The following is a 26,062-nucleotide window of genomic DNA, read 5'->3' as shown; positions in this document are numbered from 1 at the left end:
GCTCAACGAGATTCGGTGCGGTGCGCGAAGGGGAGGCGGGCGCGCCCGGGTGCCGCGCGGCCGCCGAGCAGGGCGCGCCAGGCGCTCCCGCGTCGCCGGGTCGCCGAAGGGGGTCCGGTCGGGCGCAAGGCCGGTGTCGCGGCGGCGTCCAGCGGTGCAGAGGATATCGTTGCGCTGCGTCTTCCTGGATCAACGTTGATAGAAAGAACGGTTTGTTCTATCACGAGTGTGGCACAGCCGACCGCGATTGGATAGACGGTGTCCGAATTTTCCGGTTTTCCGTGCACGATGCCGGCGGCCACATCGTGACCGACGCCGGGCCGGCTAGCCCAGGAAGGCGTTGACCGCCGTCGCGAGCTCCGGGGACGCCGACGTTGCGATGTTCTGGTAGCTGCCGCCGCTGAGCTGGGCGACGGCTTCCCACGTCGATCGGTCCGGATCGGCCCCGAAATCGATGACGTTCACCGCGATCGGCTTGGCCGGGTCGGCGCTCTTGCGGATGAAATCCTGTAGCCCCGGACCGTCCAGGGTTTGGTCGGTGTGGGGTCCGGAGGTGATCACCAGAAGCGAATTGGTTTGGCCCGCACGGTAGTTGGCCTGCATGTCTTGGTAGATCATGCGCAGCGTGGTGAACGACACCGCGCCGCCGCCCGAGGAGTATTGCTTGTCCAGGGCGGCCAATAGTGCGGCCGAGCGTGGCTGGCCGCTGGAGCCGCCGACGGGGTCGGCCAGCGGGCCGCTGGCCACCTCGGAGCGGCCCTCGTGACCGTCGAAGGTCCACAGGCCGACGACGGCGCTGGCGGGCAGGGCCTTGATCCGGTCCTGAAGCGCCGCAATCACGTTCGCCAGCCGGGACTTCGCGCCTTCCTGGCCGGGCATCGACTGGTCGAGCATGATCGTCGTGGCCTGCCCGGTCGACGGGGCGGCCATGGCCTCGGCAAGGGTGGCGCGCATCGGGTCGTCGCCGACGGTCAGCGTGGACGGCAGCGTCGGGAAGGTGGTCACCGGGCTGCTGGGGGTTTTGACCCCGTTGACCCGGAAGCCCGCCTTCGCCAGCTTGGCCAGCTGATCGGGCTTGTGCATGAAGCGGGAGAACTCGCTGGCCGCCGTGGCCTGTTCGCGCGTGAGCCACGAACCGCTGAGCAGCACGGTGGGATAGTCGGCCACCGGCGCGGGACCCGGCGGCAGCCAGGAAGCCAAGGCGCTCTTGGCATCCGGGAGCGATTGGCCGCGCTGGAACAGCTGCTGTTCGGTGGTGATCACGGCGTGCACCGGCGCGGTCGCCGGGTCACCGGGCTTCAGCAGCATGTTCATCGCCTCGGTCAACGAGTTGTCGGCGAGCTTGGGTTGCGCGCTCAACAGGGAGCGCACCGCGCCGGTGCCCTGGGGCACCGGCGCGCCGGGCGGTACGGACGCGGCCGCGACCGCCTCACCGGCAAGAAACGATGCGTCCCCGTTGCCGCCCATCGGCAGCGCCAGTCGCAGCGACCCCCACGCGGGTAAGTTCAACCCCGCCAACGCGTTCGGGTTGGTCTGCAGCCCGGGCAGTGCCGCCCAGTTCTGCTTGGCGAGGGCCGGTGCCAGTTCGGGACGCACGGCAAGCACCACCGGGGAGCTGACCAGTGAATGGCTCTCGCTGATCGTCTTCTGAGTCGCGGCTCCCGCCAGCCGGGCGGCGGAGATCGAACTGCCGGGGATCCACAGCGCCGGCTGGCCGCCCAGTTCCGCCGGCCACTTGCCGATGAAACCGTTGAGCACGGCGTCGGAGTCGGCCGGCTTGACGTTGACCACCATGCAGCGGTCGCCGATCGGTCCCGCCGATTTGTTGTAGCTTTCGGCGAGTTCCTGAACGGACGTGGCGATCGACGGGTCGGCGACGACGGCGACGGTCTCTTGACCGCCGACGCAACGGCCGGCCGCCTTGTGCGACCGCTTGGACAGCACGTCGCCGAAGAAGCTCCACAGGATCACCGATCCCACCACGACGACGACGGCGACCAGCGCGACGATCACCCCGATGCTGACGCCGCGGCGACCGCCCTCGCTGCGATGGCCGCCCCGCCAGTCGGCGAGCCCCCGGTGCCCGCCGCGAAACAGCGAGGGGGATTCGGCCGGCGGTTCCGAACTCGCCGGTCCGCCCTGGCGCGGCGGAAACTCCGGGTACTCGTCGGCCGTGCTGTCGGCGAACGCGTCGCCCGCGGCGTACGGCTCGTCGTCGGCGTAGGGCTCATCGTCGTCGGGATAGCGACGTTCGTCCGAGTAGTAGTCCTCGTCCGCGTAGTCGTCGTCGGCGTCCGAGTAGTAATCGGCCGCCTCGCCGGCGTCCCGCTGCTGATGTCCTGCGTCGTCACCTCGGGACGGCTCGTCGACCACGTCGTCGCGAGAAGGCTCGTCGAGGGAGTCGTCAGGGTCGGGCGCACTGTGCCTACCCATAGCAGTGCCCGCGGCCTTTCCGTCGTTCCATCCGAATGAACTCGCCGCCGATTTTAGTCATCCGCGGCACTATTACACGTGCGAACCCGATTCCAGCGCAGGCTCAATTCGACTGCGCGGCGCGCGCCTTGGCCTCGCGCCGACGGCGGTGCAGGATCGGCTCGGTGTAGCCGTTGGGCTGCTGCGTTCCGGTCAGGATGAGGTCCTGCGCCGCCAGGAACGCCAGGCTGTCGTCGAAGTTGGGCGCCATCGGCAAATACGCCGCATCCTTGGCGTTTTGCTCGTCCACCAGCGGGGCCATCCGCTCGAGGCTGGCCCGCACGTCCTCCTCGGTGATCACACCGTGGCGCAGCCAGTTCGCCAGCAGCTGACTCGAAATCCGCAGTGTCGCACGGTCTTCCATGAGCGCCACGTCGTGGATGTCGGGCACCTTCGAGCAGCCGACGCCCTGGGCGACCCAGCGCACCACGTAGCCGAGGATGGACTGGCAGTTGTTGTCGACCTCCTCGCGGATCTCCTCGGGAGCCCAGGCCAGTTCCTTGGCCAGCGGGATGGTCAGCAACTCGTCGATGTTGGTGCGCTTCTTGCCCGCCAGCTCCTCCTGCACGGCGCCCACGTCGACGTAGTGGTAGTGCATCGCGTGCAGGGTGGCCGCCGTCGGCGAGGGCACCCACGCGGTGGTGGCTCCGGCCTTGGGCTGGCCGATCTTCTGCTCGACCATGTCGGCCATCAGTTCGGTCATCGCCCACATGCCCTTGCCGATCTGCGCCTTGCCCTTGAACCCGGCGGCCAGGCCGATGTCGACGTTGGCGTCCTCGTAGGCCTTGATCCAGGTGGTGCCCTTCATCGCGCCCTTGCGGATCATCGGACCCGCCTCCATCGAGGTGTGGATCTCGTCGCCGGTGCGGTCGAGGAAGCCGGTGTTGATGAACACCACCCGGTCGGCCGCGGCCTTGATGCAGGCCTTGAGGTTGACGGTGGTGCGCCGCTCCTCGTCCATGATGCCGACCTTGAGGGTGCCCTGCGGCAGCCCGAGGACGTCTTCGACCCGGCTGAACAGCTCGCAGGTGAACGCGACCTCGTCGGGCCCGTGCATCTTGGGCTTGACGATGTAGATGGACCCGGTGCGGCTGTTGGCCAGCGGCCCGTTCGCCTCACTCGTCTTGAGCCCGTGAATCGCGGTCAGCCCGGTGAACAGCGCATCCATGATGCCCTCGAACACCTCGTGACCCTCCGCGTCGATAATCGCGTCGTTGGTCATCAGGTGGCCGACGTTGCGGACGAACAGCAGGCTGCGGCCCGGCAGGGTCAGCTCGCCCTCGCCGTCGGGCGTGGAGTAGGTGCGGTCCTGGTTGAGCACCCGGGTGAAGGTCTTGCCGCCCTTGTCGACGTCCTCGGACAGGTCGCCCTTGTTCAGGCCGAGCCAGTTGCGGTAGCCGAGCACCTTGTCGTCGGCGTCGACGGCGGCCACCGAGTCCTCGAAGTCCATGATCGTGGTCACGGCCGATTCCAGGATCACGTCCTTGATGCCGGCGGCGTCGGTCTTGCCGATCGGCGAGTCCGGATCGATGAGGATCTCGATGTGCAGGCCGTGGTTGACCAGCAGCACCGACCAGCTGGGGGAGCCGAGCTCGCCGGTGTAGCCGGCGAACTTGTCCGGGTCGGCCAGGCCGGCGGAACCGTCGGCGGTCGCGACCTTCAGGCGGCCGTCCTCGACGGACAGACCGGTCGCGTCGGCCCACGAGCCGGATTCCAGCGGCACGGCCTCGTCCAGGAATTTGCGCGCGTAGGCGATGACCTTGTCGCCACGCACCTTGTTGTAGCTCGACCCCTTTTCGGCGCCGTCGTCCTCCGAGATGACGTCGGTGCCGTACAGGGCGTCGTAGAGCGAACCCCACCGGGCGTTGGCGGCGTTCAGCGCGAACCGGGCGTTGAGCACCGGCACCACGAGCTGGGGGCCCGCGGTCGTGGTGATCTCGTCGTCGACGCCCGAGGTGGTGATCGTGAAATCCGCGGGTTCGGGCAGCAGGTAACCGATTTCGGTGAGGAACTCGCGATAGGCGTCGATGTCGAGCGGCTCGATGACCCGCTGCCGGTGCCACTTGTCGATCTGGGCCTGCAGCTCGTCACGCCGGCGCAGCAGATCCTGGTTCTTCGGGGTGAGGTCGGTGACGACCTTGTCCACGCCGGCCCAGAAGCTGTCCGGGTCGATATCGGTGCCGGGCAAGGCCTCTTCGTTCACGAAGTCGTAAAGCACCCGGGCGACGCGCAAGTTCCCCGCCGACACGCGATCAGTCATGATTCTCCTCCGTCATGGGCCGCCCTGGACCCTCCATGGGCCGTCGAGGGACCAGAAAGGCCCAGATTGGCAATGTCATCAGCCTACCGAGCACAGCCTGGCGAGCGTTATTCGCCGACCTGCCACAGCAGGTCAGGACGCGCTGACAGCCCCAAGAATGATGCTGCGGTGGTAACCGGAATCGATGTCCAGCAACGCACATTCCGTGCGCAAGCGGCACTGTGCCCTCCGGCGCCCTCCAGCACTTTCTTAACTGGTAGCCGTGAAAGATCATACGGGCTGCGCGCGGTCGGGCCCGCCGGGCCAGTCTCGCTAGGCCTCGCGCATCGTCCCGACGAAGTCTTCGACCAGGTCTTCCATCGCCACCATGGCCACCACGGCGCCGATCTCGTCGATGACCAGCGCCAGGTGGCTGTTGCTGCGGCGCAGCCGCGACAACGCCTCGGCCAGCGGCAGCGACCTCGGCAGTCCCGGCAGGGGCCGCACCTTTGCCAGATCGATCACCGTCTCGGGATCGTCGTCGAGCGTCAGCACGTCCTTGATGTGGAGGTAACCGACGAAGCTGCCGTCGACGTTTGCCACCGGGAAGCGGGAGTAGCCGCTCTGGGCCAGGGCTTCCTCGACCGCTGCGACCGTCGGGCCCTTGCCGGCGCCGGCCACCGGCACCGCGCGCACCCCGGACAGGGGCACCGCGACGTCGCCGACCACCCGGTGGCGGATCTGCAGCGCACGCGCCAGCCGGGTGCCCTCCTCCTGGTCCAGCAGCCCCTCGGACGCGGACTCGGCGATCATGGCGCTCAGCTCGCCGGGGGAGACCGTGATCTCCAGCTCCTCCTTGCGCTCGACCCCGAGCGCGCGCACCACCACGCTGGCGCACTTGTCGTAGAACACGATGAACGGCCGGGCCGCCCGCACGTAGGCCAGGTACGGCGGGACCAGCAGCATGGCCGTGCGCTCCGGACCGGCCAGCGCAATGTTCTTGGGCACCATCTCGCCCAACAGCACGTGCAGCGTCACCACGATGACCAGAGCGAGCGCCAACGACAGCGTGTGCAGCAGCGCCGGGTGAATCGCGGTCAGCCCGAGCCCCGTTCGCAGCAGGTCCGAGACCGCCGACTCACCGATCCGGCCGAGCAGCAGCGACGCGGCCGTGACGCCCAGCTGCGCGCCGGCCAGCATGGACGGCAGCTGCTCCCCGGCGCGGATCACCGTGACGGCGGCGGCTCTGCCCTGTTCCGCCAGCGCTTCGAGGCGGTCGCGCCGCGCCGAGATGAGCGAGAACTCGGCCCCGACGAAGTACGCGTTGACCGCGATCAGCAGGCACGCCAGCAGCACGCCCATGGTGTCGCTCATCGGTGTGCCTCCGGCGCGGGAATGTCGCCGTGACCGCTCAGTTCGGTCAATTCGAGCAAGTCGATCCGGCGGCCGTCCATCCGGATGACCCGCGCCTGCCAGCGCGTCACCGCGTCCAGCAAGCCGTCGGCGTCCAGGCCGGGAAGCTTCACCGTGTCACCGGCCGCCGGGATGTGACCGATCTCGCGCAGCACCAATCCGCCGATCGTCTCGTAGGGGCCCTCGGGCGCCCGGAATCCGGTGGCGGCGGCCACCTCGTCGATGCGCAACAGGCCCGACACCCGCCAGCCGGTGCCGGCGGGCACCACGTCGGGCGTGGCGTCGTCGTGTTCGTCGCGGACATCGCCCACGATCTCTTCGATCAGGTCCTCGAGGGTCACCATGCCCGCGGTGCCGCCGTATTCGTCGACGACGAGTGCGGTTTGCAAACTGTTGGCCCGGATCTCGGCCATCACCGCGTCCCCGTCGAGGGTGGAGGGCACCACCGCGACGGGTTGCGCCACCGTGGTCAGCAGCGTGCGCCCGCGGTCGGCGCGCGGGATCGCGAACACCTGTTTGACGTGCACGATGCCGACGGTCTCATCGAGGTCGCCGTCGACGATGGGGAAGCGGGAGAACCCGGACTCGGCGGCCGCGGTCACCAGGTCGGCGACCGTGTCGTCGGTCTGCAGCGCCACGATCTTGGAGCGGGGCGTCATCAACTCCTCGGCGCTCAGCGTGCCGAACTGCAACGATCGCCGCACCAGCGCCGCCGTCGAGGCGTCCAGGGCGCCGCTGCGCGCCGACGAACGCACGAGCGACAACAGCTCTTGCGGGGACCGTGCGGACCGCAACTCCTCGGCGGGCTCGATGCCCAACCGGCGCACGATCCAGTTCGCCGCGCCGTTGGTCAATCGGATCGCCGGGGTCAACAGCAGCGAGAACAGCACCTGAGCCCCCACTACGGCGCGCGCGGTCGACAGCGGCCGCGCCACCGCCAGGTATTTGGGGACGAGCTCACCGAACACCATCGACACCGACGTCACGATCACCAGCACCAGCGCGGCCATGATCGCGTCGCCGACCCGGTCGGGGATGCCGAGCGCGTCCAGCCAGGGGTGAGGCAGGTCCTCGACCATCGGATCGGTCAGGTAACCGGCCGCCAGCGTCGTGACGGAGATCCCGAGCTGCGCGCCCGACAACTGAAACGACAGCCGCTGGTGCGCGCGGCGGATCCAGCGGTCGCGGCGGCCGCCGCCGCGGGCGTTTGCCTCCACGGCGCTGCGGTCCATGGTGGTCAACGAGAATTCGGCGGCGACGAAGACGGCGTTGCCGAAGATCAGCACCGCGATCGCCACAATGCTGATCACGGTGACGGTGACGTTCATGAATTACGCCGCCCGCGGGTCGACGGTGGTGGGCCGGTGACCGGGGGAGGCTCCGCATCGGGCGGCTCGTCCGACGGCCCGTGCGCCGGCAAGCCGATGGCCTGCGCGGGTGCCTGCGGCACGTCGATCCTTTCGCTGCCTGGTGACCGAGCGGACGCGGTTGCTTCCGTCTTTGCTGCCTAATGCTAGCCCGGGCGACGGCGCCGCGGCGCCGACCGCTCGCGGCGGCGCCGCGGGTTGGCGCCGGAAACCGCCGCTGACCGAGGGCAACTACGGTATGCCTACCCTTACTCAGGTACGCTCTGCGCACTATGCCCGACGCCCCACCGGACACGCCTGCCGTCCAGATCCTGCCGCGCGAACGCTTCGACATCGCCGACGAGGTCGCACAGATCCCCCGGCCACCCACGCCCGCCCTGGATGCCCCCTTCGGGCTGCGCGCGGCCCAGCTCGAGGACGCGGACATGGTGGCCGAGTGGATGAACCGGCCGCACCTGGCCGAGGCGTGGGAGTACGACTGGCCGACCCCGCGCTGGCGGCAGCACCTGGACGCCCAACTCGAGGGCACCTACTCCCTGCCGTTGATCGGGAGTGTGCGCGGCAGGGATATCGCCTACCTCGAACTGTATTGGGGCGCAAAGGATCTGATCTCGCGCTATTACGACGCCGCGCCGTACGATCTGGGGCTGCACGCCGCCATCGCCGACGTGAAGCTGGTGAACCGGGGCCTGGGCCCGATGCTGTTGCCCCGGATCGTGGCCAGCGCCTTTTCGGCGGAGCCGCGGTGCCGCCGGATCATGTTCGACCCCGATCACCGCAACACCACCGCCCGCAGGCTGTGCGAGTACGTCGGATGTGAGTTCCTCGGCGAGCACGACACGACGAACCGGCGCATGGCGCTCTACGCGCTGGAAGCCCCCACCACCGACGCGTAGCCGGCGTAATCGGGCGCCATTGCGGCGGCGACCAACTCCCACAACACCTCGTCGGTGCCGCCGCCGACGCGGGCGAGCTTCATGTCGCGCCACCACGCACCCAGCGGCGTCTCGTCGATGAGGTAACCCGCGCCGCCGAATATGTGCATGCATTCCGACATCACTTCCTCGCCGAGGCGGGCCGCGGTCACCTTGACACCCGCGGCCGCGCGCAGATCCAGCCGGCCCTGGGCCGCGATGCCGAGCAGGCCGTGCCGCAGCAGGTCGACGCGCGCCTGCAGATCCGCCATCCGCAGCCGCAGCGCCTGGTGCTCGAACAACGTGTGACCGAACTGGCGACGAGTCATCATGCGCGCCAACGTGATCCCGATCGCCCGCTGGCACGACGCCGCGATCTGACCGGCGATCGACATCCGCTCGTGGGCCAGCCCCCAGCTGATGGCCGCCAGCCCGGTGCCGGCCCGCGCGACCAGGGCGTCGGCGGGGACCCAGGTGTCGATGTGCACGGCGGCGGTGTCCAGCGGCCCGGCGCCGACCTTGTTGTAGGGCCGCTGCACGCCGACCTGGGCCGTCGGCAACGCGATCAGCGCGACGTTGCCGTACTTGCTGGACGAGTCGTGGTCGACGCTGCGCGCCACCACCATGATGTGATCGGCGATGGGGGACAACGAGACGAACTTCTTGATCCCGCGGACATCGAAACCCCCGTCCCGAGAGGAGATCTCGGTCTCGACGATCTGCAGGTCGGAGCCGCCGGACTCCTCGGAGGCTCCGATGCACAGCACGGCCTGCCCCCGGATCGCCCGTTCGCAGATGTCCCGCAGGTAGTCGGACTTGCCGAACCGGCGCAGGACGGCGATCGCCGAGTCGTGCAGGCTGACCCCCACCCCGATGCCGGCCGAGGACAACCTGCCCAGGGCGAAGGCGAGCTCGACCAGCTTGCCGACGTCGGGCAGCGCGCCGTCGCCCCATTTTTCGCTGAAGACACCGCGCGCACCGAGGTGTTCGATCAGTTCACGCGGAAACTGTTGGCGCGCTTCGGCTTCCGTCGTCCACGCCAGGACCTGTTCGTTGAACGCGTCGGCCAGCAGGCCACGGTAGCCGTCGAGGCTCGTCGGGGTTGTCTCAGGCACTGCCGTCACTTAATCCACCGCCTCTAGGGAGCGCCGCACTTCCAGGCGGCGCAGCTTGCCCGACGACGTTCGGGGCAGCGACCCCGGCGCCATGAAGATGACGTCGGAGGGAACGACGCCGCACACGGATGCGACGCGCGCGATGACGTCGGCGCGCGCGCCGGCCTGATCCGCCCCCCGGAATTCGGCGGCGACGATCAGGCCGGGGCGCGCGGAACGTTCGCCGGTGGCCAGCGCCACCACGGCGCCTTCGCGCACCCCGCGGACTCCGGCGGCAACCGTCTCGATCTCGGTCGGGAAGATGTTGCGTCCGGCGATGGTGATGAGCTCCTTAGCCCGGCCGCACACCACCAGGCCGCCGTCGGCGATGAAGCCGAGATCGCCGGTGGGAAACCAGCTTTCGCGGTCGACGGGGTCGTGCCCCAGGTAGCCGTCCATCATCGACGCGCCGCGGATCTCGATCTCACCGATGTCGCCGTGCGTGTCGTCGCGCGGCGAGATCCGGATCTCGGTGCCTGCGATGGGTTCGCCCAGCATCGCGTGGCGGCGCGAGCCCGCCTCGTCGGTGACGTCGGCGAACCGCAGCCCGGTGCCGGGGGCGGGCACGCTCACCGCGCACGTCGACTCCGCCAGCCCGTAGGACGGGGTGGCGGCGCCGGCGTCGAACCCGAAGGGGCCCATCGCGTCGGCGAAGCGCTCGAATCCCTCGCAGTCGACCGGCTCCCCGCCGTTGATCGCCACCCGCACGGCGCCGAGGTCCACGTCGGAGACCCGGCGGGCGTACCTGCCGACCAGGTTGTAGGCGAAGTTCGGCGCCGCGGTGATCGTCGCGCGGCTTTCCGACAGCCAGCTCAACCAGCGAAACGGCGAGGCGGTGAAAGCCGATGTGGGAGAAAGCCATACCGACATGCCGCCCAGCGACGACGCGAGCAGGAAGGACAGGCCCATGTCGTGGTAGAGCGGCAGCCACGAGCAGCCGACGTCCGCGGGGGTGACCGAGAGGCGGTGATTGAGGCCGCGCAGGTTGGCCAGCACCGCCCGCGGCGACAGCGCGGCAGTCTTGGGCGAGCCGGTCGAGCCCGCCGTGCCCTGCAGGATCGCGGGATTCTCGCGTCGGGCCGGCGGCTCGCCACACGTGCGGCCCGTGCGCGCCGCGGGCCCAACGTCTTCGACGACCATGTCCTCGTCGAGGCCCGCGGGATCGAGCGATTGCAGGCCGTCCAGATAGGAGCCGTGGCTCAGGACGGTGCGCACCCCGATGCCGCGGAAGCGGGTCAGCGTCGCATCGGCCCACCGGCGGCCCTCGGCGCCGCGCACCGGCCCGGGCAGGATCGAGACGCTCGCGCCCGTCAGCCAGGCACCCTGAATGGCGGCGACGAACTCGACGGTCGGTTCGCCGACCAGTCCCACCGCGGCCGGCCGGCCCCGGTCCAGCAGCCACGCGGCGACGCTCTCGGCCAGCCCGTGCACCTCGGGCCAGGGGTGGCGGTGCCAGGCCGAGGCCTCGCGGTCGAACACCACCAGATCGCTGGTGCCGCCGCGCATCGCGACCGTCAGCGCCGTGGCCAGCTCACTCATCGCGATGTTTGGCGGCGATCGCGGCCTGCAGGTCGCCGACCGTGTCGCAGTTCAGGAGTTCCTCTTCGGACAGCGAGACACCGAGCCGTTCTTCGATGGCCACCATGCCCACGGCGAAGGCCACCGAATCCAGCCCGACGTCGTCGACCAGTCGGGCGTCGGGGGTCAGGCGGGACGCGTCGACGTTGAGGTCCTCGCGCAGGATGCTCAGCAGCTCGGCGCTGACGGTGGGGGAAGAGGAGGTCATGGCGCAGTAGGCTAGCAGGCCCTATTAGGCAAGGCTAGCCTTACCCTGCGCGTGTCACCACCCCAGCGGGAGTGGATGCCCCTCGGCGAAGCCCGCGGTCGACTGCACCCCGACCACGACCCGCTCATACAGTTCCGCCAGGTTCGCGGCGCCGACATAGGTGCAGGTGCTGCGCACCCCGGAGGTGATGTGATCGAGCAGATCCTCGACACCGCCGCGGGCGGGGTCCAGCCCCATCCGCGACGTCGAAATGCCCTCCTCGAACAACGCTTTGCGGGCCCGGTCGAACGCGGTGTCGGCGCCGCTGCGGGCGACCACGGCCCGCTTGGACGCCATGCCGTAGCTCTCCTTGTACGGCTGGTCCTCGCGATCGCGCATCAGGTCGCCGGGCGACTCGTAGGTGCCGGCGAACCATGACCCGATCATCACGTTGGACGCGCCCGCGGCCAGCGCCAGCGCCACGTCGCGGGGATGGCGGATGCCGCCGTCGGCCCACACGTGCCCGCCCAATTCCCTTGCCGCCGAAGCGCATTCGACGATGGCCGAGAATTGCGGGCGCCCGACCCCGGTCATCATCCGAGTGGTGCACATCGCGCCCGGCCCGACGCCGACCTTGACGATGCTCGCCCCGGCGCCCAGCAGGTCGCGGGTTCCCTCGGCCGAGACCACGTTGCCCGCCGCCAGCGGCACGCCGAGGTCGAGCGACGCGACCGTGCGGATCGCCTCCAGCGTCTTGACCTGATGCCCGTGTGCGGTGTCGATCACCAACAGATCGATCCCGGCCTCGACCAGGGACCGCGCCTTGGCCCCGACGTCGCCGTTGATGCCGACGGCCGCGCCCACCCGCAGCCGGCCGCGCGCGTCGACGGCCGGCGCGTACAGGCCCGCGCGGATGGCGCCGGTGCGGGTCAGCACCCCGGCCAGCGTGCCGTCGGCGTTGGTGACGACCGCGACACCGATCGGGGACTGCTCGAGCAGGTCGAAGATCTTGCGCGGCTCGGTGCCCACCGGGGCGGTGACGAAGTCGGTCATCGCGACGTCGCGCACCCGGGTGAACCGATCGACACCCAGGTAGGACGATTCGCTCACCAACCCCAGCGGACGGCCCTCGAAAGCCACCACGGCGACCCCGTGCGCCCGCTTGTGGATCAGGGCCATCGCATCGGACACCGAGTCGTCGGGCTCGAGCACCACCGGGGTGTCGAGAACCAGGTCGCGGCCCTTGACGAACTCGACCGTCTGCTCGACCGCGGTGATCGGCAGGTCCTGCGGCAGGATCACCAGGCCGCCGCGGCGCGCCACCGTCTCGGCCATCCGCTTGCCGGCCACCGCCGTCATGTTGGCGACGACGACCGGAATCGTCGTGCCCGAGCCGTCCGCGGTGGACAGGTCGACGTCGAACCGCGACGCGACCTCCGAGCGGTTGGGCATGACGAAGACGTCGTTGTAGGTCAAGTCGTATCCGGGCCGGTGCCCGTCGAGGAACCTCATCGCAACTCCAACCCCCTTACGCCCTCCAGTGTGGCCCAGCTAGGCGGGCACTTCGGTGCGATCGCCGCTCCACAGCGTGTGGAAGCGCTTGTCAGGGTCGTCATCGATGCGGCCGTAGGTGTGCGCGCCGAAGAAGTCCCGCAACCCCTGGGTCAGCGCGGCGGGCAGCCGCTCGGTGCGCAGCGCGTCGTAGTACGACAGCGCCGAGGAGAACCCGGGGATCGGGATGCCCAGCTGGGTGGCGGTCACCACGACACGGCGCCAGCCGTCGATGGCGGCCTCGATGGCGCTGCGGAAGTACGGCGCCACGATCAGCGTCGGCAGCTCGGGGTCCTCGTCGAAGGCGTCCTTGATCCGGTTGAGGAATTTGGCCCGGATGATGCAACCGCCGCGCCAGATGGTGGCCAGGTCGCCGGGCGTGATGCCCCAGTCGTATTCGGCGCTGCCGGCCTGAATCTGGTTGAAGCCCTGGGCGTAGGCGATGATCTTCGACGCGTACAGCGCCTGCCGGATGTCCTCGGTGAACTGCTTCGCATCGCCGGGGTTGGTACCCAAGCCGCCCGATGCCAGCCCGGTGGTGGCCTTGCGCTGGGTTACCGACCCCGACAGCGCGCGGGCGAAGACGGCCTCGGCGATGCCGGTGACCGGCACGCCGAGGTCCAGGGCCGACTTGACCGTCCAGCGGCCGGTGCCCTTCTGCTCGGCCTCGTCGAGGATCAGGTCGACGAGCGGCTTGCCGGTCTTGGCGTCGGTCTGGCGCAAGACCTGCGCCGTGATCTCGACGAGGAAGCTGTCCAGGTCGCCGGAGTTCCACTCGTCGAACACGTCGGCGATCTCGCCGGCGGTCTTGCCGAGGCCGTCGCGCAGGAGCTGGTAGGCCTCGCCGATCAGCTGCATGTCGGAGTATTCGATGCCGTTGTGCACCATCTTGACGAAGTGCCCGGCGCCGTCGGGACCGATGTGGGTGCAGCACGGCACCCCGTCGACATGCGCGGAGATCTCCTCGAGCAGCGGGCCCAGCGACTTGTACGACTCGGCCGGGCCGCCGGGCATGATCGACGGCCCGTTGAGCGCGCCCTCTTCTCCGCCGGAGATGCCCGCCCCGACGAAGTGCAGACCGCGCTCGCGCATCGCCTTCTCCCGACGGATGGTGTCGGTGTAGAGCGCGTTGCCGCCGTCGATGATGATGTCGCCTTTTTCCATGGCGTCGGCGAGTTCGTTGATGACGGCGTCGGTGGGATCACCGGCCTTGACCATGATCAGCACCCGTCGCGGCTTTTCCAGCGCGTCGAGGAACTCGGCGATGGTCTCCGACCGCACGAACTTGCCGTCGCCGCCGTGCTCCTTGAGCAGCGCGTCGGTTTTGGCGATCGACCGGTTGTGCAGCGCCACGGTGTAGCCGTGCCGGGCGAAATTGCGGGCGATGTTCGACCCCATCACGGCCAGGCCCGTGACGCCGATCTGCGCGGTGCCGGTCTTGGAACCCGCCTGGGTGTCCGACGAACTCATGTCTTCGCCTCTCAATCGGGAGAACGTTTCGGCAAAAGCTTTCGGTGACACTGTGGCACAGCGCAGGAATGCGCGCCCCGGGTGATCGGCCCTGCGCGGCGTCAGAGGTTGAACAGGCGTTCCAGCTCGGTGAGCCAGGGCACGGCCAGCGCGATGGTGGGCACCACGAACACCGCAGCCGCGGCGAGGTAGGCGGCCGCCGCCAGCGCGGCGCTGTTGCCGCGCCCGCCCAGCCGGCGCACGCGCAGCACCGTGCTGGGACCGCTCGCCGCCAGCGCGCCCGACGGCGCCCGTCCCGAGGCGCAGGCGACCAGCGCCCGGGCCAGGGGAGCGCGGCCGGCGGCACGCACCGCGGCGTCGTCGGCGAGCAACTCGACCAGCAGCTGGACGGCACCCAGCGCGTTGGCGCTGCGGACCAGCCGCGGGAAGGCCGCGTGCACCGCGGTGAACGCCTCCAGCACCAGGTCGTGCCGTGCCCGCAGGTGGGCGCGCTCGTGGGTGAGGATGGCCGCGACCTCGGCGTCGGCGAGCGTGCTCAGCGTGCCCTCGCTGACCACCACCCGGCTGCGCACGCCCGGCAGGCAGTAGGCGAGCGGTTGCGGGACATCCAGCACGCGCAGATCGCGGGTGCGGGTGCAGGACTGCGACAGCGCCGCGTCGTGGCCGACCCCGACCAGGTCGACGACCATCCGGTGGTGGGCCCGCCGCTTCCGATTGGCGATGGCCACCCGGGCGAGGGCGACCATCAATCGGGCGCCGACCAGCACGGTTAACGCGAAAACCCCGATGTATGCCGCCCACAGCGGCCACCCGAGACGGTCGGCGGCGCCGACGATGCTGGTCGTGGGTCGCCCGTCGGGACCGGGCATGAGCAGCCGGGTGGCGATCGCGATCCCGGCGCTAAACGCCGACAGGACCGCGGCCAGCGCGACGGCCTGCCACAACACCATGGCGGCTCTGGGGGCGCGCAGCGGCCACCGCGCGCGTGCCAACATGGCCGGCACGGGACCGGTCAGTAGCACCGCGAGAATGGTGAAAGCCAGCGCGGACACACTGTTAGTGTCTCTCAGCCCTCCGGGCCTGCGCCAGCAGATGGCGAGTTGTTGCGTTGATTGGCTTCCAGTTCGGCGAGAGCGCGCCGCAGCGCCTCGGCCTCGTCGGCGCCGACGCGCTCGACGAAGTGCACCAGCGCGGCCTGCCGGCCGCCGGAATCCTCGGCCTGGGCCAGCGCGTCCACCATGAGGCCGGCGACGAGTTCGTCGCGGCCGTGCACGGGGGCGTACCGGTGTGCCCGGTCGTCGCGGATCTGGGAGACCAGGTTCTTCTTGGCCAGCCGCTGCAGCACGGTCATGATCGTGGTGTAGGCGAGGTCGCGCTGCGCCGACAATGCCTCATGGACCTGGCGCACCGTCTGAGGCTCGGGCGCGGACCACAGATGGTCCATGACGGCCCGTTCCAGATCCCCCAGCCGTGTCAGTTTGGCCATAGTTCGTTCATCTCCTGAGCGTCGAAACCAGACTACTCCCGCTTACTACCGACCGTCGTACGGAAAGCTGACAAATCTCTGTGCCAGCCACCGCGCACGCCCCGTCGCGAACAAGTCGAACCATACCCCTTGCAAAGTTAGGGCAGCCTTGCCTATGCTAATCGAGTCGAGCGATAAACGGACCGCGTGAGAGTCCTGAGGGCTGCAGTGACCCCCGGTCTTACTCGATCGGCGAGCCCCGTGCCCTGTGCACGGGGCTCAGCCGTTTTCGGGGGTGTGTCCCGCGAGTTGTGCTGCCGCCAAACCCGTCCCGCACGCGATGGTGTAGACACAGGGACGTGCCAGAGCCGCAGGAAACGATCATCCCGCCGCATTTCTCCGCGCCGTTCGACCGCGAGATCGGCTTGCAGTTCACCGAACTCAGCCCCGACGGCGCCCGCGCCCAACTCGAGGTGACGCCCAAGCTGTTGCAGCCGATGGGGCTGGTGCACGGCGGCGTCTACTGCTCGATGATCGAAAGCATGGCCAGCGTGGCGGCCTATACCTGGCTGGCCACCCGCGGCGGCGGAAATGTCGTGGGAGTCAACAACAACACCGACTTCCTGCGCTCGATCGGCTCGGGCATGGTGTACGGCAGGGTCGAACCGATCCACCGGGGCCGGAGCCAGCAGTTGTGGTTGGTCACCATCACCGACGACGACGACCGCGTGGTCGCCCGGGGCCAGGTGCGCCTGCAGAATCTCGAGCTTCGCGAGGGCTGAGCAGAGGACGCCCGGTGCGTCGAATCCCGCTGCCGGGCAACGAGTTTCGCTAGCTCGCCCGCCTGGCGACGGGGCGCTTGGTCTCCGCCGCGAGCACCGCCAGCTGTTCGAGCCGGGTGCGGGCGAACGCCTGCTGCTCGGTGATGGTGAGCTGGCCCCGTCGCGTGCTCAGGAACGTCACCGTCCACGACAGCAGCGTGCTGATCTTGGTCTTGAACCCGACCAGGTAGACCAGGTGCAGCACCAGCCACGCGAACCAGGCGAACAGGCCGCTGAATTCGACCGGGCCGATCTTGGCCACCGCGGAAAACCGCGACACCGTGGCCATCGACCCCTTGTCGAAATACTGGAACGGTTCCCGCTCGGCCGGGTTGGCGCCGTCGAGCTCGGCCTTGATCGTGCTGGCCACGTACTTGGCGCCCTGGATGGCGCCCTGGGCGACTCCCGGCACGCCTTCGACCGCGGCCAGGTCGCCGATGACGAACACGTCGGGGTGGCCCGGCACGGACAGGTCGGGCAGCACCTTGACCCGACCGGCCCGGTCGAGTTCGACCGTCGACTGGTCGGCGAGGTCGCGGCCCAGCGGACTGGCCGAAACGCCGGCGGACCATACCTTGCAAGCGGATTCGATGCGCCGGACGGTGCCGTCGGAGTCCTTGACGGTGATGCCGTTGCGGTCGACGTCGGTGACCATGGCGCCCAGCTGAATCTCCACGCCCATCTTTTCCAGCCGGTCGGCGGCCCGCTGGCCCAGCTTGTCACCGAAGGGCGGCAGCACCGCCGGGGCGGCGTCGAGCAGGATCACGCGCGCCTTGGTGGAGTCGATGTGGCGGAACGAGCCTTTGAGCGTGTAGGTCGCCAATTCCGCGATCTGCCCGGCCATTTCGACGCCGGTGGGTCCGGCCCCGATCACGGTGAAGGTCAACAGCTTGGCACGTCGCTCCGGATCACGGGACCGTTCGGCCTGTTCGAAGGCGCTCAGGATCCGCCCGCGGACCTCGAGCGCGTCGTCGATCGACTTCATGCCCGGGGCGAACTCGGCGAAATGGTCGTTGCCGAAATACGACTGGCCCGCGCCCGCGGCGACAATCAAGCTGTCGTAAGGGGTTTCGTAGGTGTGGCCGAGCAGATCCGACACGACGAACTTGCCCGCCAGGTCGATGTGCGTGACGTCGCCGAGCAACACCTGGACGTTGCGCTGCCGGCGCAGCACGACCCGGGTGGGCGGGGCGATGTCGCCTTCGGACACGATGCCCGTCGCCACCTGGTACAGCAGCGGCTGGAAGAGGTGGTGCGTGGTGCGGGCGATCAGTTTGATGTCGACGTTGGCGTGCTTGAGTTTCTTGGCAGCGTTGAGCCCCCCGAAGCCCGACCCGATGATGACGACCTGGTGGCGACGCTTCGGTCCAGCTGCGTTACCTGGCTGGGGGCTCATGTTTCCGCTGCTCCTGACGAGGGCTTTTGGACGCGCGATTGCAACTAGCAACCACGCTAGTCAGGCGGATACCCCGCAACCTAACTCGCAACATGTGTGATCAACCACACCGTGCGCATCACGCCTGGTCGTCGACCGCACTGTGGTGAAGTTATCAATCCCGCAGAGACAGCAGCGCCGCGCATCGCGTGGCCGTCACTGAGGGGCGCCTTCTCCCGCGCAGTGGTCGTGGCCGGCCTGGACCATTCCCCCGGGTGCGCGCGCCAGCGCCGCCGCCTCGGCGTCCTCGCGGGTCGGACCCCAGCCCCCGAAATATCGGGATTTGGCGCCGTTCAAGGCGAGCGCCATGCAGCCGCCCTGGCCGCTGGCCAGCAGACGACAGTCGCTGATGCTCTTGCGGCACGTATCCATGGCCGCCTTTTCGGCTGCGCCCTGGCTGGCCGCGCCATCGGCGATGCTGATGTGCCCGGTGGAGTCCGATATCGCCATGGCGATCCAGTTGTCGTCAGCATGCGCGAGGGGGGCCGGCGCCAACGCCACGCCGACGGCAAGCGCGGCCCATGCTCGTTTCTTCATGGCCTCCCCGGCTTTTCTTCTGCGCTGCGCGACCGTGGCGCAGGTAAACGCTATTCGGGAAGTATTACCGCGCCACGACGAATCCGCGAGCCGCGTAGGGCCCACAGCCCGACGAGCGGGCGCACCGCCGCGCCGGCCGCCTCGACGACGCTGATCACCGTAGCGATCGGCCGGGCACGGAAGAAGGGTTTGCGACGGGCGCGGGTTACGCCTCAGGCGAACTGAGCCAGCGCGCCGTGGCTCACGTGCAACGTCTGACCGGTGATGTGGCGTGCCGCCGATGTGGTCAAGAACAGCGCCAGGCGGGCGACCTCGGCGGCCACCGGGGCGGGGGTGCGGGTGAGACCGTCGTAGCCCGCCTGGGCGCTGCGCCCACTGGCGACGGCGTTGACGGTGATTCCACGGGTGCCGAAGACGCTCGCCTGCCCGGCGGTCCAATTCGCCAGCGTCGCTTTGATTGCGGCGTCGGCGCTGCCCGCCGGCGGGTTCTCGGGTACCACGCTGATGATCGACCCGCCCGAGCGCAGATGATCGCCCACGGTCTGCAGCGTCAGCACCGCCGAAAGCACCGTCGCGTCAAGCGCTTTGCGCCACGCGTTGGCGGTGTCGGCGATCGAGTAGGTGCGCGGGTCGCCGGCCTCCCAGGTGGGCGCCGGCACGTTGACGATGGTGTCCAGGTGGTGGGGGAACAGCGGGCGAGCCTCTTCGAGGCTGGCCGGGTCGGTGGTGTCGCAGACGATCGCCTCCACCTCGAGCTCCTTGGCGGCGATCTCCAGATCGCTCTTGCGCGCGCCCACGAGGGTCACTTTGTGGCCGTCGTCGCGGAAGCCCTCGGCCACCGCGCGTCCCAGCTCCGTGTCTCCGCCGGTAACCAGTACCTCCACTGCCATGACCTCCTCTGCCTGGGACCTCAGCGCGTTATGGCGTCAATCCCCGTATATGTTACTGGACAGTAGCTAGCTGGCGAAATTTTTGCCGCCGCGACGCGCGGATCATTTGGGTAACTATTTGTGCGTCACTTTTTGCGGCGATTCGGCCGCCAGGGGGTCCGCATCGTCGGCGGGCTAGGGTGCATCCATGTGTCGGATCGGGTTCCTGACCGGGTTGTTTTCGGCGGTGTTGCTGGCGGTGGTCGGGTGTGGGTCCACGCGGCCGCCGGCGCAGTCGCCGCAGGCGTCCGGGAAAGTGATGGTGTTCGCCGCCGCGTCGCTCAAGCCGGTGTTCACCCGGCTGGGCCAGCAGTTCACGGCCGAAAACCCGGGCAGCGGCGTCGAATTCGAGTTCGCCGGCTCCTCCGAGCTGGCCACCCAGTTGACGCAGGGCGCGACCGCCGACGTCTTCGCGTCGGCCGACACCGCGCAGATGGACACGGTCAACAAGGCGGGCCTGCTCAGCGGCGCCCCGCGGACCTTCGCGTCGAACACACTGGTCATCGTCACCGCGCCGGGCAACCCGAAGCAGATCGGATCCTTCGCCGATCTGGCCAAGCCCGGGCTGAACGTGGTGACCTGCCAGCGGCCGGTGCCGTGCGGGTCGGCCACCCATCGCGTCGAAGACAGCACCGGGGTGCGCCTCAACCCGGTCAGCGAGGAACTCAGCGTGACGGACGCCCTCAACAAGGTCACCAGCGGCCAGGCCGACGCCGCGCTGGTCTACGTCACCGACGCCAAGACGGCCGGGAGCAGGGTCGCGACCGTGACCTTCCCCGAGGCCGCCGGCGCGGTGAACGTCTATCCCATCGCGGTGCTGAACAAGGCCGCCCATCCCACCCAGGCGCGGAAGTTCGTCGACCTGGTGACCTCCGCGGCCGGCCAGCAGATCCTGGCCCAGGCCGGCTTCGCCAAGCCCTGACCTTCGTCCTCACCGCAACGCGGCGAACGCCCTCGGCTAGGGCTGGAAGGCCGGAAGAATCGAGCCGGAATCGCGGATCTCCCAGATGCTGTTCTTGGTCACGCCGTCGAAGTTGATCTTGTTCAACGTCGCCCGCGAGTAGGTGAGGTCGATGGCGACCTGGGTCGAGGTGTTGCCGTACGGGTCGGTCATCGGGAACGTGCCCTGAACGTTCACCGCGGAAGCATCGGGGTAGGTCGCTCGGGCGTACCTGAGAATGTCGATGGTGTCCAGCCGCGCACCGTCTTTGATCAGCAGCTCGGTGTAGTTGTCCCGAATGGCGAATCGAGCGTCGACGATTTCGCCGTCCGGGCCTTGAGTGGTCGTGAAGGTGACGCCGTCGGGCTTCTTGGGACCGGCCGGCGTCGACGGCGCCGCCTCGGTCGGTGTCGACGGTGCGGACGAGGGCAGTTGGCTGTCGTTTCGTTCGAATCCCCAGCTTTTGCCGACGATCACGAGGAGAACCAGCACGGTGAGTACAGACAGCGCCAGGGCCACCTTCCCGGAAAGGCCCTTCTTGGGCGGTTCCGTGGCGAAGGCCCATTCGCTGGTCCAATTGGTCCCGTCGAAATACCGTTGCAGCCCATGGCCTACCCCGGCGGGATCGGGGTACCAGCCCGGCGCCGATTTGGGCGGGGGCGGCGCCTGTTCAGATGGCATCCAAGCACCTTCGTCCTGACGGTGACCTTCCGGCTACCCGCGGCGATGGCCGCGCAAAACCATTCTCGCGCACCGGGTGACCACCAGTCACCGGGCCACCACTTACCGCCGGCGTCGGCGGGTCCCGCCCCACTGCGGCGCGCCGCGCACGCCGTTCCGGTGTAATGCGAGGAGCGGGTGAGCGGGTTCCGCGGACTTGTCAAGGTGGCCGTCGGCAGGAGGCTAGGTATTAGCGCGCACAGCACGGATCTGCCCCGCTGGGTGTACCTGCCCGCGGCCGTCGGGACCGTCTTCGTGGGGCTGCCATTGCTGGCCGTCGCGGTGAAGGTCGACTGGCCGCATTTCTGGTCGCTGATCACGAGCCCCTCGTCGCGCACCGCGCTGGCGCTCAGCCTTCGGACCGCGACCGCCAGCACGGTGTTGTGCGTGGCGCTGGGCGTGCCGATGGCGCTGGTGCTGGCGCGCAGCACGGCGCGACTGGTGCGGTTGCTGCGGCCGTTGATCCTGCTGCCGCTGGTGCTGCCCCCCGTCGTCGGGGGCATCGCCTTGCTCTATGCGTTCGGGCGGCTCGGACTGCTCGGCCAGTACCTGCAGGCCGCGGGCATCAGCATCGCGTTCAGCACGACCGCCGTGGTGCTGGCGCAGACGTTCGTCTCGCTGCCGTTCCTGGTGATTTCCCTCGAGGGCGCGGCGCGTACCGCGGGGGCCGACTTGGAGGTGGTGGCCGCGACGCTCGGGGCGCGGCCCAGCGCGGTCTGGTGGCGCGTCACCTTGCCGCTGTTGGCGCCGGGCGTCGCTTCGGGCGCGGTGCTGGCGTTCGCCCGCTCGCTGGGGGAGTTCGGCGCCACCCTGACCTTCGCCGGCTCGCGGCAGGGGGTGACCCGCACGCTGCCGCTGGAGATCTATTTGCAGCGGGTGACTGACGCCGACGCGGCCGTGGCGTTGTCGCTCCTGCTGGTCGTGGTGGCGGCCCTGGTGGTGGTGGGGCTGGGCACACGCCGGCTGACCGGGGCGGACGCGAGGTAGGGCCGGGCCATGAGCGAATTGCAGCTGCGCGCGGTCGTCGCCGACCGCCAGGTGGATGTGGAGTTCTCGGTGTCCGCGGGGGAGGTGCTTGCGGTGCTCGGGCCCAACGGCGCGGGCAAATCGACTGTCCTGCATGTCATCGCGGGCCTCCTTCGACCCGACCACGGGACGGTGCGGCTGGGCGATCGGGTCTTGACCGACACCGCGGCCGGGATCGACGTCCCGACGCACGACCGCCGAGTGGGGCTGCTGCTGCAAGACGCATTGCTGTTCCCCCACATGACGGTTGCCGCCAACGTCGCGTTCGGACCGCACAATCGTCGCGCGAGCCTGCGTCCGGGCCGCGCGACGCAGAAAGCGACGGCGGCCCGCTGGCTGCGCGAGGTGGACGCCGAGCGGCTCGCCGACCGCAAACCGCGACAGCTCTCCGGCGGGCAGGCTCAGCGGGTCGCCATTGCTAGGGCGCTGGCGGCCGAACCCGACGTGTTGCTGCTCGATGAGCCCCTGGCCGGGCTCGACGTCGCCGCGGCCGCGGCGATCCGGGCGGTGCTGCGCGCGGTCGTCACCCGCAGCGGCTGCGCCGCGATCCTGGTCACCCACGACCTGCTCGACGTGTTCACGTTGGCCGATCGGGTGCTGGTGCTCGAATCCGGCAAGGTCGCCGAAATCGGGCCGGTGCCCGACGTGCTCACCGCGCCGCGCAGCCATTTCGCGGCCCGCATCGCCGGTGTCAACCTGGTCAATGGGACGGTCGACCGCGACGGCTCGCTGGTCGCGCACGGCGGCGACCGCTGGTACGCCGCCGCACCCGAGCGGGGCGAACTGGTCTCACCGGAGCAGCATGCGATCGCGGTGTTCCCGCCCACGGTGGTCGCCGTCTATCGCGACCGGCCGCACGGCAGCCCCCGCAACGCCGTGGAAGTCACCGTGGCCGAGATGGATGTCCGCGGGTCGGCGGTGCTGGTGCGCGGCGCCCAGCAACCCGATGGCGCCCCCGGCCTGGCCGCCGAGATCACCGCGGACGCCGGCGCGGAGTTGCGGCTGGCACCGGGGGACCGGGTGTGGTTCTCCGTGAAAGCCCATGAGGTGACGCTGTATCCGGCCGCGCACTGAGCCCACCGGCGGAGTGCCCGGCGGCGTCCGCCGTCCGCGGGGCAGTCGGCAGGTTGCACATTGGCAACATCGACACAACTGCGCTGCGATAGTCCGCAAAGCTCCTTGCGTCACAGCCGTAACACGGTAGGTTCGTCGCCATGGAGCAGGTGGAACCGATTTCGACACGCCGCAAAGGACTGTGGACGACGCTGGCGATCACCACGATGAGTGGTGCCAGCGCACTCGCCATCGCGTTGCCGGCGACCTCGAGCGCCGATCCCGAAGTCCCGACCCCCGTCCCGCCGAGCCCGGCCGCTCCGGCCGCGCCGGCGCCACCCGCGGCTCCGGCCGCTCCCGCCGCGCCGGCGCCACCTGCGGCTCCGGCGCCGAATGGGCAACCGGCACCGGGTGATCCCAACGCGGTCCCACCGGCCGTGGCCCCCAACGGGGCACCGCCACCGCCCGTCGACCCCAACGCGCCCCCACCACCGCCCGTCGACCCCAACGCGCCGCCACCACCGCCCGTCGACCCGAACGCGGGGCGGATCAACAACGCCGTGGGTGGATTCAGCTACGTCCTGCCCGCCGGCTGGGTCGAGTCGGACGCCTCCCACCTGGACTACGGCTCGGCGCTGCTGAGCAAGGTGACCGGCCCGCCGCCGATGCCTGACCAACCGCCGCAGGTTGCCAACGACACCCGCATCGTGATGGGTCGCCTCGACCAAAAGCTTTACGCCAGTGCGGAAGCCGACAACGCCAAGGCCGCGGTGCGGCTGGGTTCGGACATGGGTGAGTTCTTCATGCCCTATCCCGGAACGCGGATCAACCAGGAGAGCACCCCGCTCGCCGGCGCCAACGGCAGCACCGGGAGCGGGTCGTACTACGAGGTCAAATTCAGTGACGCCTCCAAGCCGAACGGCCAGATCTGGACGGGCGTGATCGGCTCGGCCAACGGCGGGAACGCGCAACGCTGGTTTGTGGTGTGGCTCGGAACCTCCAACGACCCGGTGGACCGGGGCGCGGCCAAGGCGCTCACCGAGTCGATCCAGGCCTGGACACCGCCGGCGGCTCCGCCAGCGGCTCCGGGAGCCCCGCCGGCTCCGGGTGCGCCCGCGCCGGCACCGGCGGTTCCTGGGGCGCCCGCGCCGGCACCCGCACCGGGGGCTCCCGCAGCGCCGGCGGCTCCGGGGGCACCGGCACCGGTCCCGGGCCAGGCGCCGGCCGTGGAGGTCAGCCCCACCCCCGCGCCGGCACCGCAGCAAACTCGCTCGGCCTGACATAGGCCGACGGAAAATCGGTTGGTCAACCGTCTCCGATTCGGCACTCGTTTCGTGACCCAAACTGGGTATACCGAAGTGACGGCCCAGCAAAGCGCTGGGCTTTGCCAGCGATTGCAAGGAGACCCGCAATGGACATCATGGCAGCTACGGAATTCCTCGCTCGATCAAGCACGCTCACCAGCGTCGGCTGGATCGGTTACATCATCATCGGTGGTATCGCCGGTGCGATCGCCAGCAAGATCATCCGCGGTAGCGGAGCCGGGATCCTGATGGACATCGTGATCGGCATCGTGGGCGCGCTGGTCGGCGGTTTCATCCTGAGCTTCTTCGTCGACACCGCCAGCGGCGGCTACTTCTTCACCTTCTTCACCGCCCTGCTCGGCTCGTTGCTCCTGCTCTGGATCGTCGGCATGGTACGCAGGACCTAGCAGGCCGAACCCGTTGCGGCCGTGGTGGTTAGCGGCATGATGGAGCGATGGCATCACCGGTGACCACCACGGCAATGCGCGCCTGGCGCGTTCGTCGACCCGGGCCGATGGATACCGGCCCGCTCGAGCAGGTCACCACCGAGGTGCCGCGGCCGGGCCCGTCCGAACTGCTGGTGGCCGTGCGCGCGTGCGGGGTGTGCCGGACCGACCTGCACGTCACCGGAGGCGACCTTCTCGTCCACCGCGAACGGGTCACGCCCGGGCACGAGGTGGTGGGGGAGGTCGTCGAAATCGGCGCCGAGGCCGGCGACAAGTTCCGGGTGGGGGACCGGGTGGGTATCGCCTGGCTGCGCCACACCTGTGGCGTGTGCAAGTACTGCCGCCGCGGCGACGAGAACCTGTGCCCGAAATCCCGCTACACCGGCTGGGACGCCGACGGCGGCTACGCCGAATTCGCCACCGTCCCGGCCGCTTTCGCGCACCCCCTGCCCGGCGGGTACAGCGACAGCGAACTCGCCCCGTTGTTGTGCGCGGGCATCATCGGTTACCGCTCGCTGCTTCGCGCCGAGCTGCCGCCCGGCGGACGGCTAGGCCTCTACGGTTTCGGCGGCAGCGCGCACATCACCGCGCAGGTCGCCCTCGCGCAGGGCGCAGAGGTGCACGTAATGACGCGCGGAGCCCGGGCCCGCGAGCTGGCGTTGGAACTCGGCGCCGCCTCCGCGCAGGACGCGGCGGATCCGCCCCCGGCGCCGCTGGACGCCGCGATCCTGTTCGCCCCGGTCGGTGATCTGGTGCTGCCCGCGCTGCAGGCGCTGGATCGCGGTGGCACGCTGGCGATCGCCGGGATCCACCTGTCGGATATCCCGGCGTTGAACTACCAGCGTCACCTGTTTCAGGAACGCCAGGTCCGGTCGGTCACCTCCAACACCCGGGCCGACGCGCGGGCCTTCCTCGATTTCGCGGGCGAGCACCACATCGAGGTGACCACGCCCGAATATCCTCTCGGACAAGCCGATCGGGCGTTGACGGATCTGAGCGCCGGGCGCATCGCGGGCGCGGCGGTGCTGCTGGTGTGACCGT

General features: G+C 69.5%; 23 protein-coding genes. 8 read left to right on the top strand and 15 right to left on the bottom strand.

Features of this window, described 5'->3' with window-relative positions; all coding sequences use genetic code 11:
- Positions 1-324 precede the first annotated feature (324 nt).
- From W7U_RS08590 to W7U_RS08575, 4 genes are all read right to left on the bottom strand, one after another.
- Positions 325-2,433: a substrate-binding domain-containing protein gene (locus W7U_RS08590; RefSeq protein ID WP_014384757.1), complete on the bottom strand. Its 2,109-nt coding sequence runs from the start codon at positions 2,431-2,433 to the stop codon at positions 325-327.
- Positions 2,434-2,536: 103 nt separating this feature from the next.
- On the bottom strand, positions 2,537-4,732 hold the full coding sequence (locus tag W7U_RS08585) for a malate synthase G (protein ID WP_008256964.1): 2,196 nt from the start codon (positions 4,730-4,732) through the stop codon (positions 2,537-2,539).
- A 312-nt stretch (positions 4,733-5,044) separates the two neighbouring features.
- Positions 5,045-6,085 (bottom strand): hemolysin family protein, encoded by a 1,041-nt coding sequence (locus W7U_RS08580; RefSeq protein WP_008256962.1) that lies wholly within the window; start codon positions 6,083-6,085, stop codon positions 5,045-5,047.
- Positions 6,082-7,452 (bottom strand): hemolysin family protein, encoded by a 1,371-nt coding sequence (locus W7U_RS08575; protein WP_008256959.1) that lies wholly within the window; start codon positions 7,450-7,452, stop codon positions 6,082-6,084. Before W7U_RS08575 ends, W7U_RS08580 begins: the two co-directional genes overlap by 4 nt.
- A 311-nt stretch (positions 7,453-7,763) precedes the next feature.
- Between W7U_RS08575 and W7U_RS08570 the strand changes: the two genes are divergently transcribed.
- Complete coding sequence (locus tag W7U_RS08570) at positions 7,764-8,387, top strand: GNAT family N-acetyltransferase (RefSeq protein ID WP_008256958.1); 624 nt, start codon at positions 7,764-7,766, stop codon at positions 8,385-8,387.
- On the opposite strand, the gene mbtN is transcribed toward W7U_RS08570, so the two are convergent.
- From mbtN to W7U_RS08535, 7 genes are all read right to left on the bottom strand, one after another.
- Positions 8,354-9,529, bottom strand: coding sequence for a mycobactin biosynthesis acyl-ACP dehydrogenase MbtN (gene mbtN / locus W7U_RS08565; protein WP_014384755.1), 1,176 nt, complete (start codon positions 9,527-9,529; stop codon positions 8,354-8,356). The genes W7U_RS08570 and mbtN overlap by 34 nt on opposite strands.
- Positions 9,530-11,098: a long-chain-fatty acid--ACP ligase MbtM gene (gene mbtM, locus W7U_RS08560; RefSeq protein ID WP_008256952.1), complete on the bottom strand. Its 1,569-nt coding sequence runs from the start codon at positions 11,096-11,098 to the stop codon at positions 9,530-9,532.
- The gene (locus W7U_RS08555) at positions 11,091-11,345 is read right to left on the bottom strand and encodes an acyl carrier protein (protein ID WP_008256950.1); all 255 of its coding nucleotides are present in this window, start codon (positions 11,343-11,345) and stop codon (positions 11,091-11,093) included. Before W7U_RS08555 ends, mbtM begins: the two co-directional genes overlap by 8 nt.
- Before the next feature lie 54 nt (positions 11,346-11,399).
- Positions 11,400-12,836, bottom strand: a complete 1,437-nt coding sequence (locus W7U_RS08550; protein WP_008256949.1) for a GuaB1 family IMP dehydrogenase-related protein — start codon at positions 12,834-12,836, stop codon at positions 11,400-11,402.
- Between the two features lie 39 nt (positions 12,837-12,875).
- Positions 12,876-14,345, bottom strand: a complete 1,470-nt coding sequence (gndA, locus tag W7U_RS08545) for an NADP-dependent phosphogluconate dehydrogenase (RefSeq protein ID WP_008256948.1) — start codon at positions 14,343-14,345, stop codon at positions 12,876-12,878.
- 101 nt (positions 14,346-14,446) lie between these two features.
- Complete coding sequence (locus tag W7U_RS08540; RefSeq protein WP_008256947.1) at positions 14,447-15,397, bottom strand: M56 family metallopeptidase; 951 nt, start codon at positions 15,395-15,397, stop codon at positions 14,447-14,449.
- A 14-nt stretch (positions 15,398-15,411) separates the two neighbouring features.
- Positions 15,412-15,831, bottom strand: coding sequence for a BlaI/MecI/CopY family transcriptional regulator (locus W7U_RS08535; RefSeq protein ID WP_008256945.1), 420 nt, complete (start codon positions 15,829-15,831; stop codon positions 15,412-15,414).
- Between the two features lie 338 nt (positions 15,832-16,169).
- On the opposite strand from W7U_RS08535, the gene W7U_RS08530 reads away from it, so the two are divergent.
- The gene (locus W7U_RS08530; protein WP_008256940.1) at positions 16,170-16,592 is read left to right on the top strand and encodes a PaaI family thioesterase; all 423 of its coding nucleotides are present in this window, start codon (positions 16,170-16,172) and stop codon (positions 16,590-16,592) included.
- A gap of 49 nt (positions 16,593-16,641) precedes the next feature.
- On the opposite strand, the gene W7U_RS08525 is transcribed toward W7U_RS08530, so the two are convergent.
- From W7U_RS08525 to W7U_RS08515, 3 genes are all read right to left on the bottom strand, one after another.
- Positions 16,642-18,027 carry an NAD(P)/FAD-dependent oxidoreductase gene (locus W7U_RS08525; protein ID WP_008256938.1) on the bottom strand — a complete coding sequence of 462 codons (1,386 nt, stop codon included), beginning with the start codon at positions 18,025-18,027 and terminating at the stop codon, positions 16,642-16,644.
- A 195-nt stretch (positions 18,028-18,222) separates the two neighbouring features.
- Entirely contained in the window at positions 18,223-18,603 is a 381-nt protein-coding gene (locus tag W7U_RS08520; protein WP_008256936.1) for a DUF4189 domain-containing protein, read from the bottom strand.
- Between the two features lie 212 nt (positions 18,604-18,815).
- Positions 18,816-19,493 (bottom strand): SDR family oxidoreductase, encoded by a 678-nt coding sequence (locus W7U_RS08515; RefSeq protein ID WP_008256934.1) that lies wholly within the window; start codon positions 19,491-19,493, stop codon positions 18,816-18,818.
- A gap of 187 nt (positions 19,494-19,680) precedes the next feature.
- On the opposite strand from W7U_RS08515, the gene modA reads away from it, so the two are divergent.
- On the top strand, positions 19,681-20,454 hold the full coding sequence (gene modA / locus W7U_RS08510) for a molybdate ABC transporter substrate-binding protein (RefSeq protein WP_008256932.1): 774 nt from the start codon (positions 19,681-19,683) through the stop codon (positions 20,452-20,454).
- A 36-nt stretch (positions 20,455-20,490) separates the two neighbouring features.
- Here the strand turns inward: modA and W7U_RS08505 are convergent, their stop codons facing one another.
- Positions 20,491-21,153 carry a DUF2510 domain-containing protein gene (locus tag W7U_RS08505; protein ID WP_008256930.1) on the bottom strand — a complete coding sequence of 221 codons (663 nt, stop codon included), beginning with the start codon at positions 21,151-21,153 and terminating at the stop codon, positions 20,491-20,493.
- A gap of 228 nt (positions 21,154-21,381) precedes the next feature.
- On the opposite strand from W7U_RS08505, the gene W7U_RS08500 reads away from it, so the two are divergent.
- The 5 genes from W7U_RS08500 (at position 21,382) to W7U_RS08480 (ending at position 26,058) form a co-directional block, all read left to right on the top strand.
- Positions 21,382-22,179 (top strand): ABC transporter permease, encoded by a 798-nt coding sequence (locus W7U_RS08500; RefSeq protein WP_170320594.1) that lies wholly within the window; start codon positions 21,382-21,384, stop codon positions 22,177-22,179.
- Positions 22,180-22,188: 9 nt separating this feature from the next.
- Entirely contained in the window at positions 22,189-23,292 is a 1,104-nt protein-coding gene (locus W7U_RS08495) for a sulfate/molybdate ABC transporter ATP-binding protein (RefSeq protein WP_008256926.1), read from the top strand.
- Between the two features lie 140 nt (positions 23,293-23,432).
- A complete protein-coding gene (locus tag W7U_RS08490; protein ID WP_008256924.1) occupies positions 23,433-24,551 on the top strand; it encodes an alanine and proline-rich secreted protein Apa in 1,119 nt (372 codons plus the stop codon).
- A 131-nt stretch (positions 24,552-24,682) separates the two neighbouring features.
- Positions 24,683-24,982 carry a GlsB/YeaQ/YmgE family stress response membrane protein gene (locus tag W7U_RS08485; protein WP_008256923.1) on the top strand — a complete coding sequence of 100 codons (300 nt, stop codon included), beginning with the start codon at positions 24,683-24,685 and terminating at the stop codon, positions 24,980-24,982.
- Between the two features lie 47 nt (positions 24,983-25,029).
- Positions 25,030-26,058, top strand: a complete 1,029-nt coding sequence (locus tag W7U_RS08480) for a zinc-binding alcohol dehydrogenase family protein (protein WP_008256921.1) — start codon at positions 25,030-25,032, stop codon at positions 26,056-26,058.
- Positions 26,059-26,062: the final 4 nt, after the last annotated feature.

It is taken from the genome of Mycobacterium sp. H4Y (genome assembly GCF_000364405.1).
Classification (GTDB): domain Bacteria; phylum Actinomycetota; class Actinomycetes; order Mycobacteriales; family Mycobacteriaceae; genus Mycobacterium; species Mycobacterium intracellulare.
Note: the sequence above shows the minus strand (reverse complement) of the source record. Positions and strands in the feature narration are given on the sequence as shown.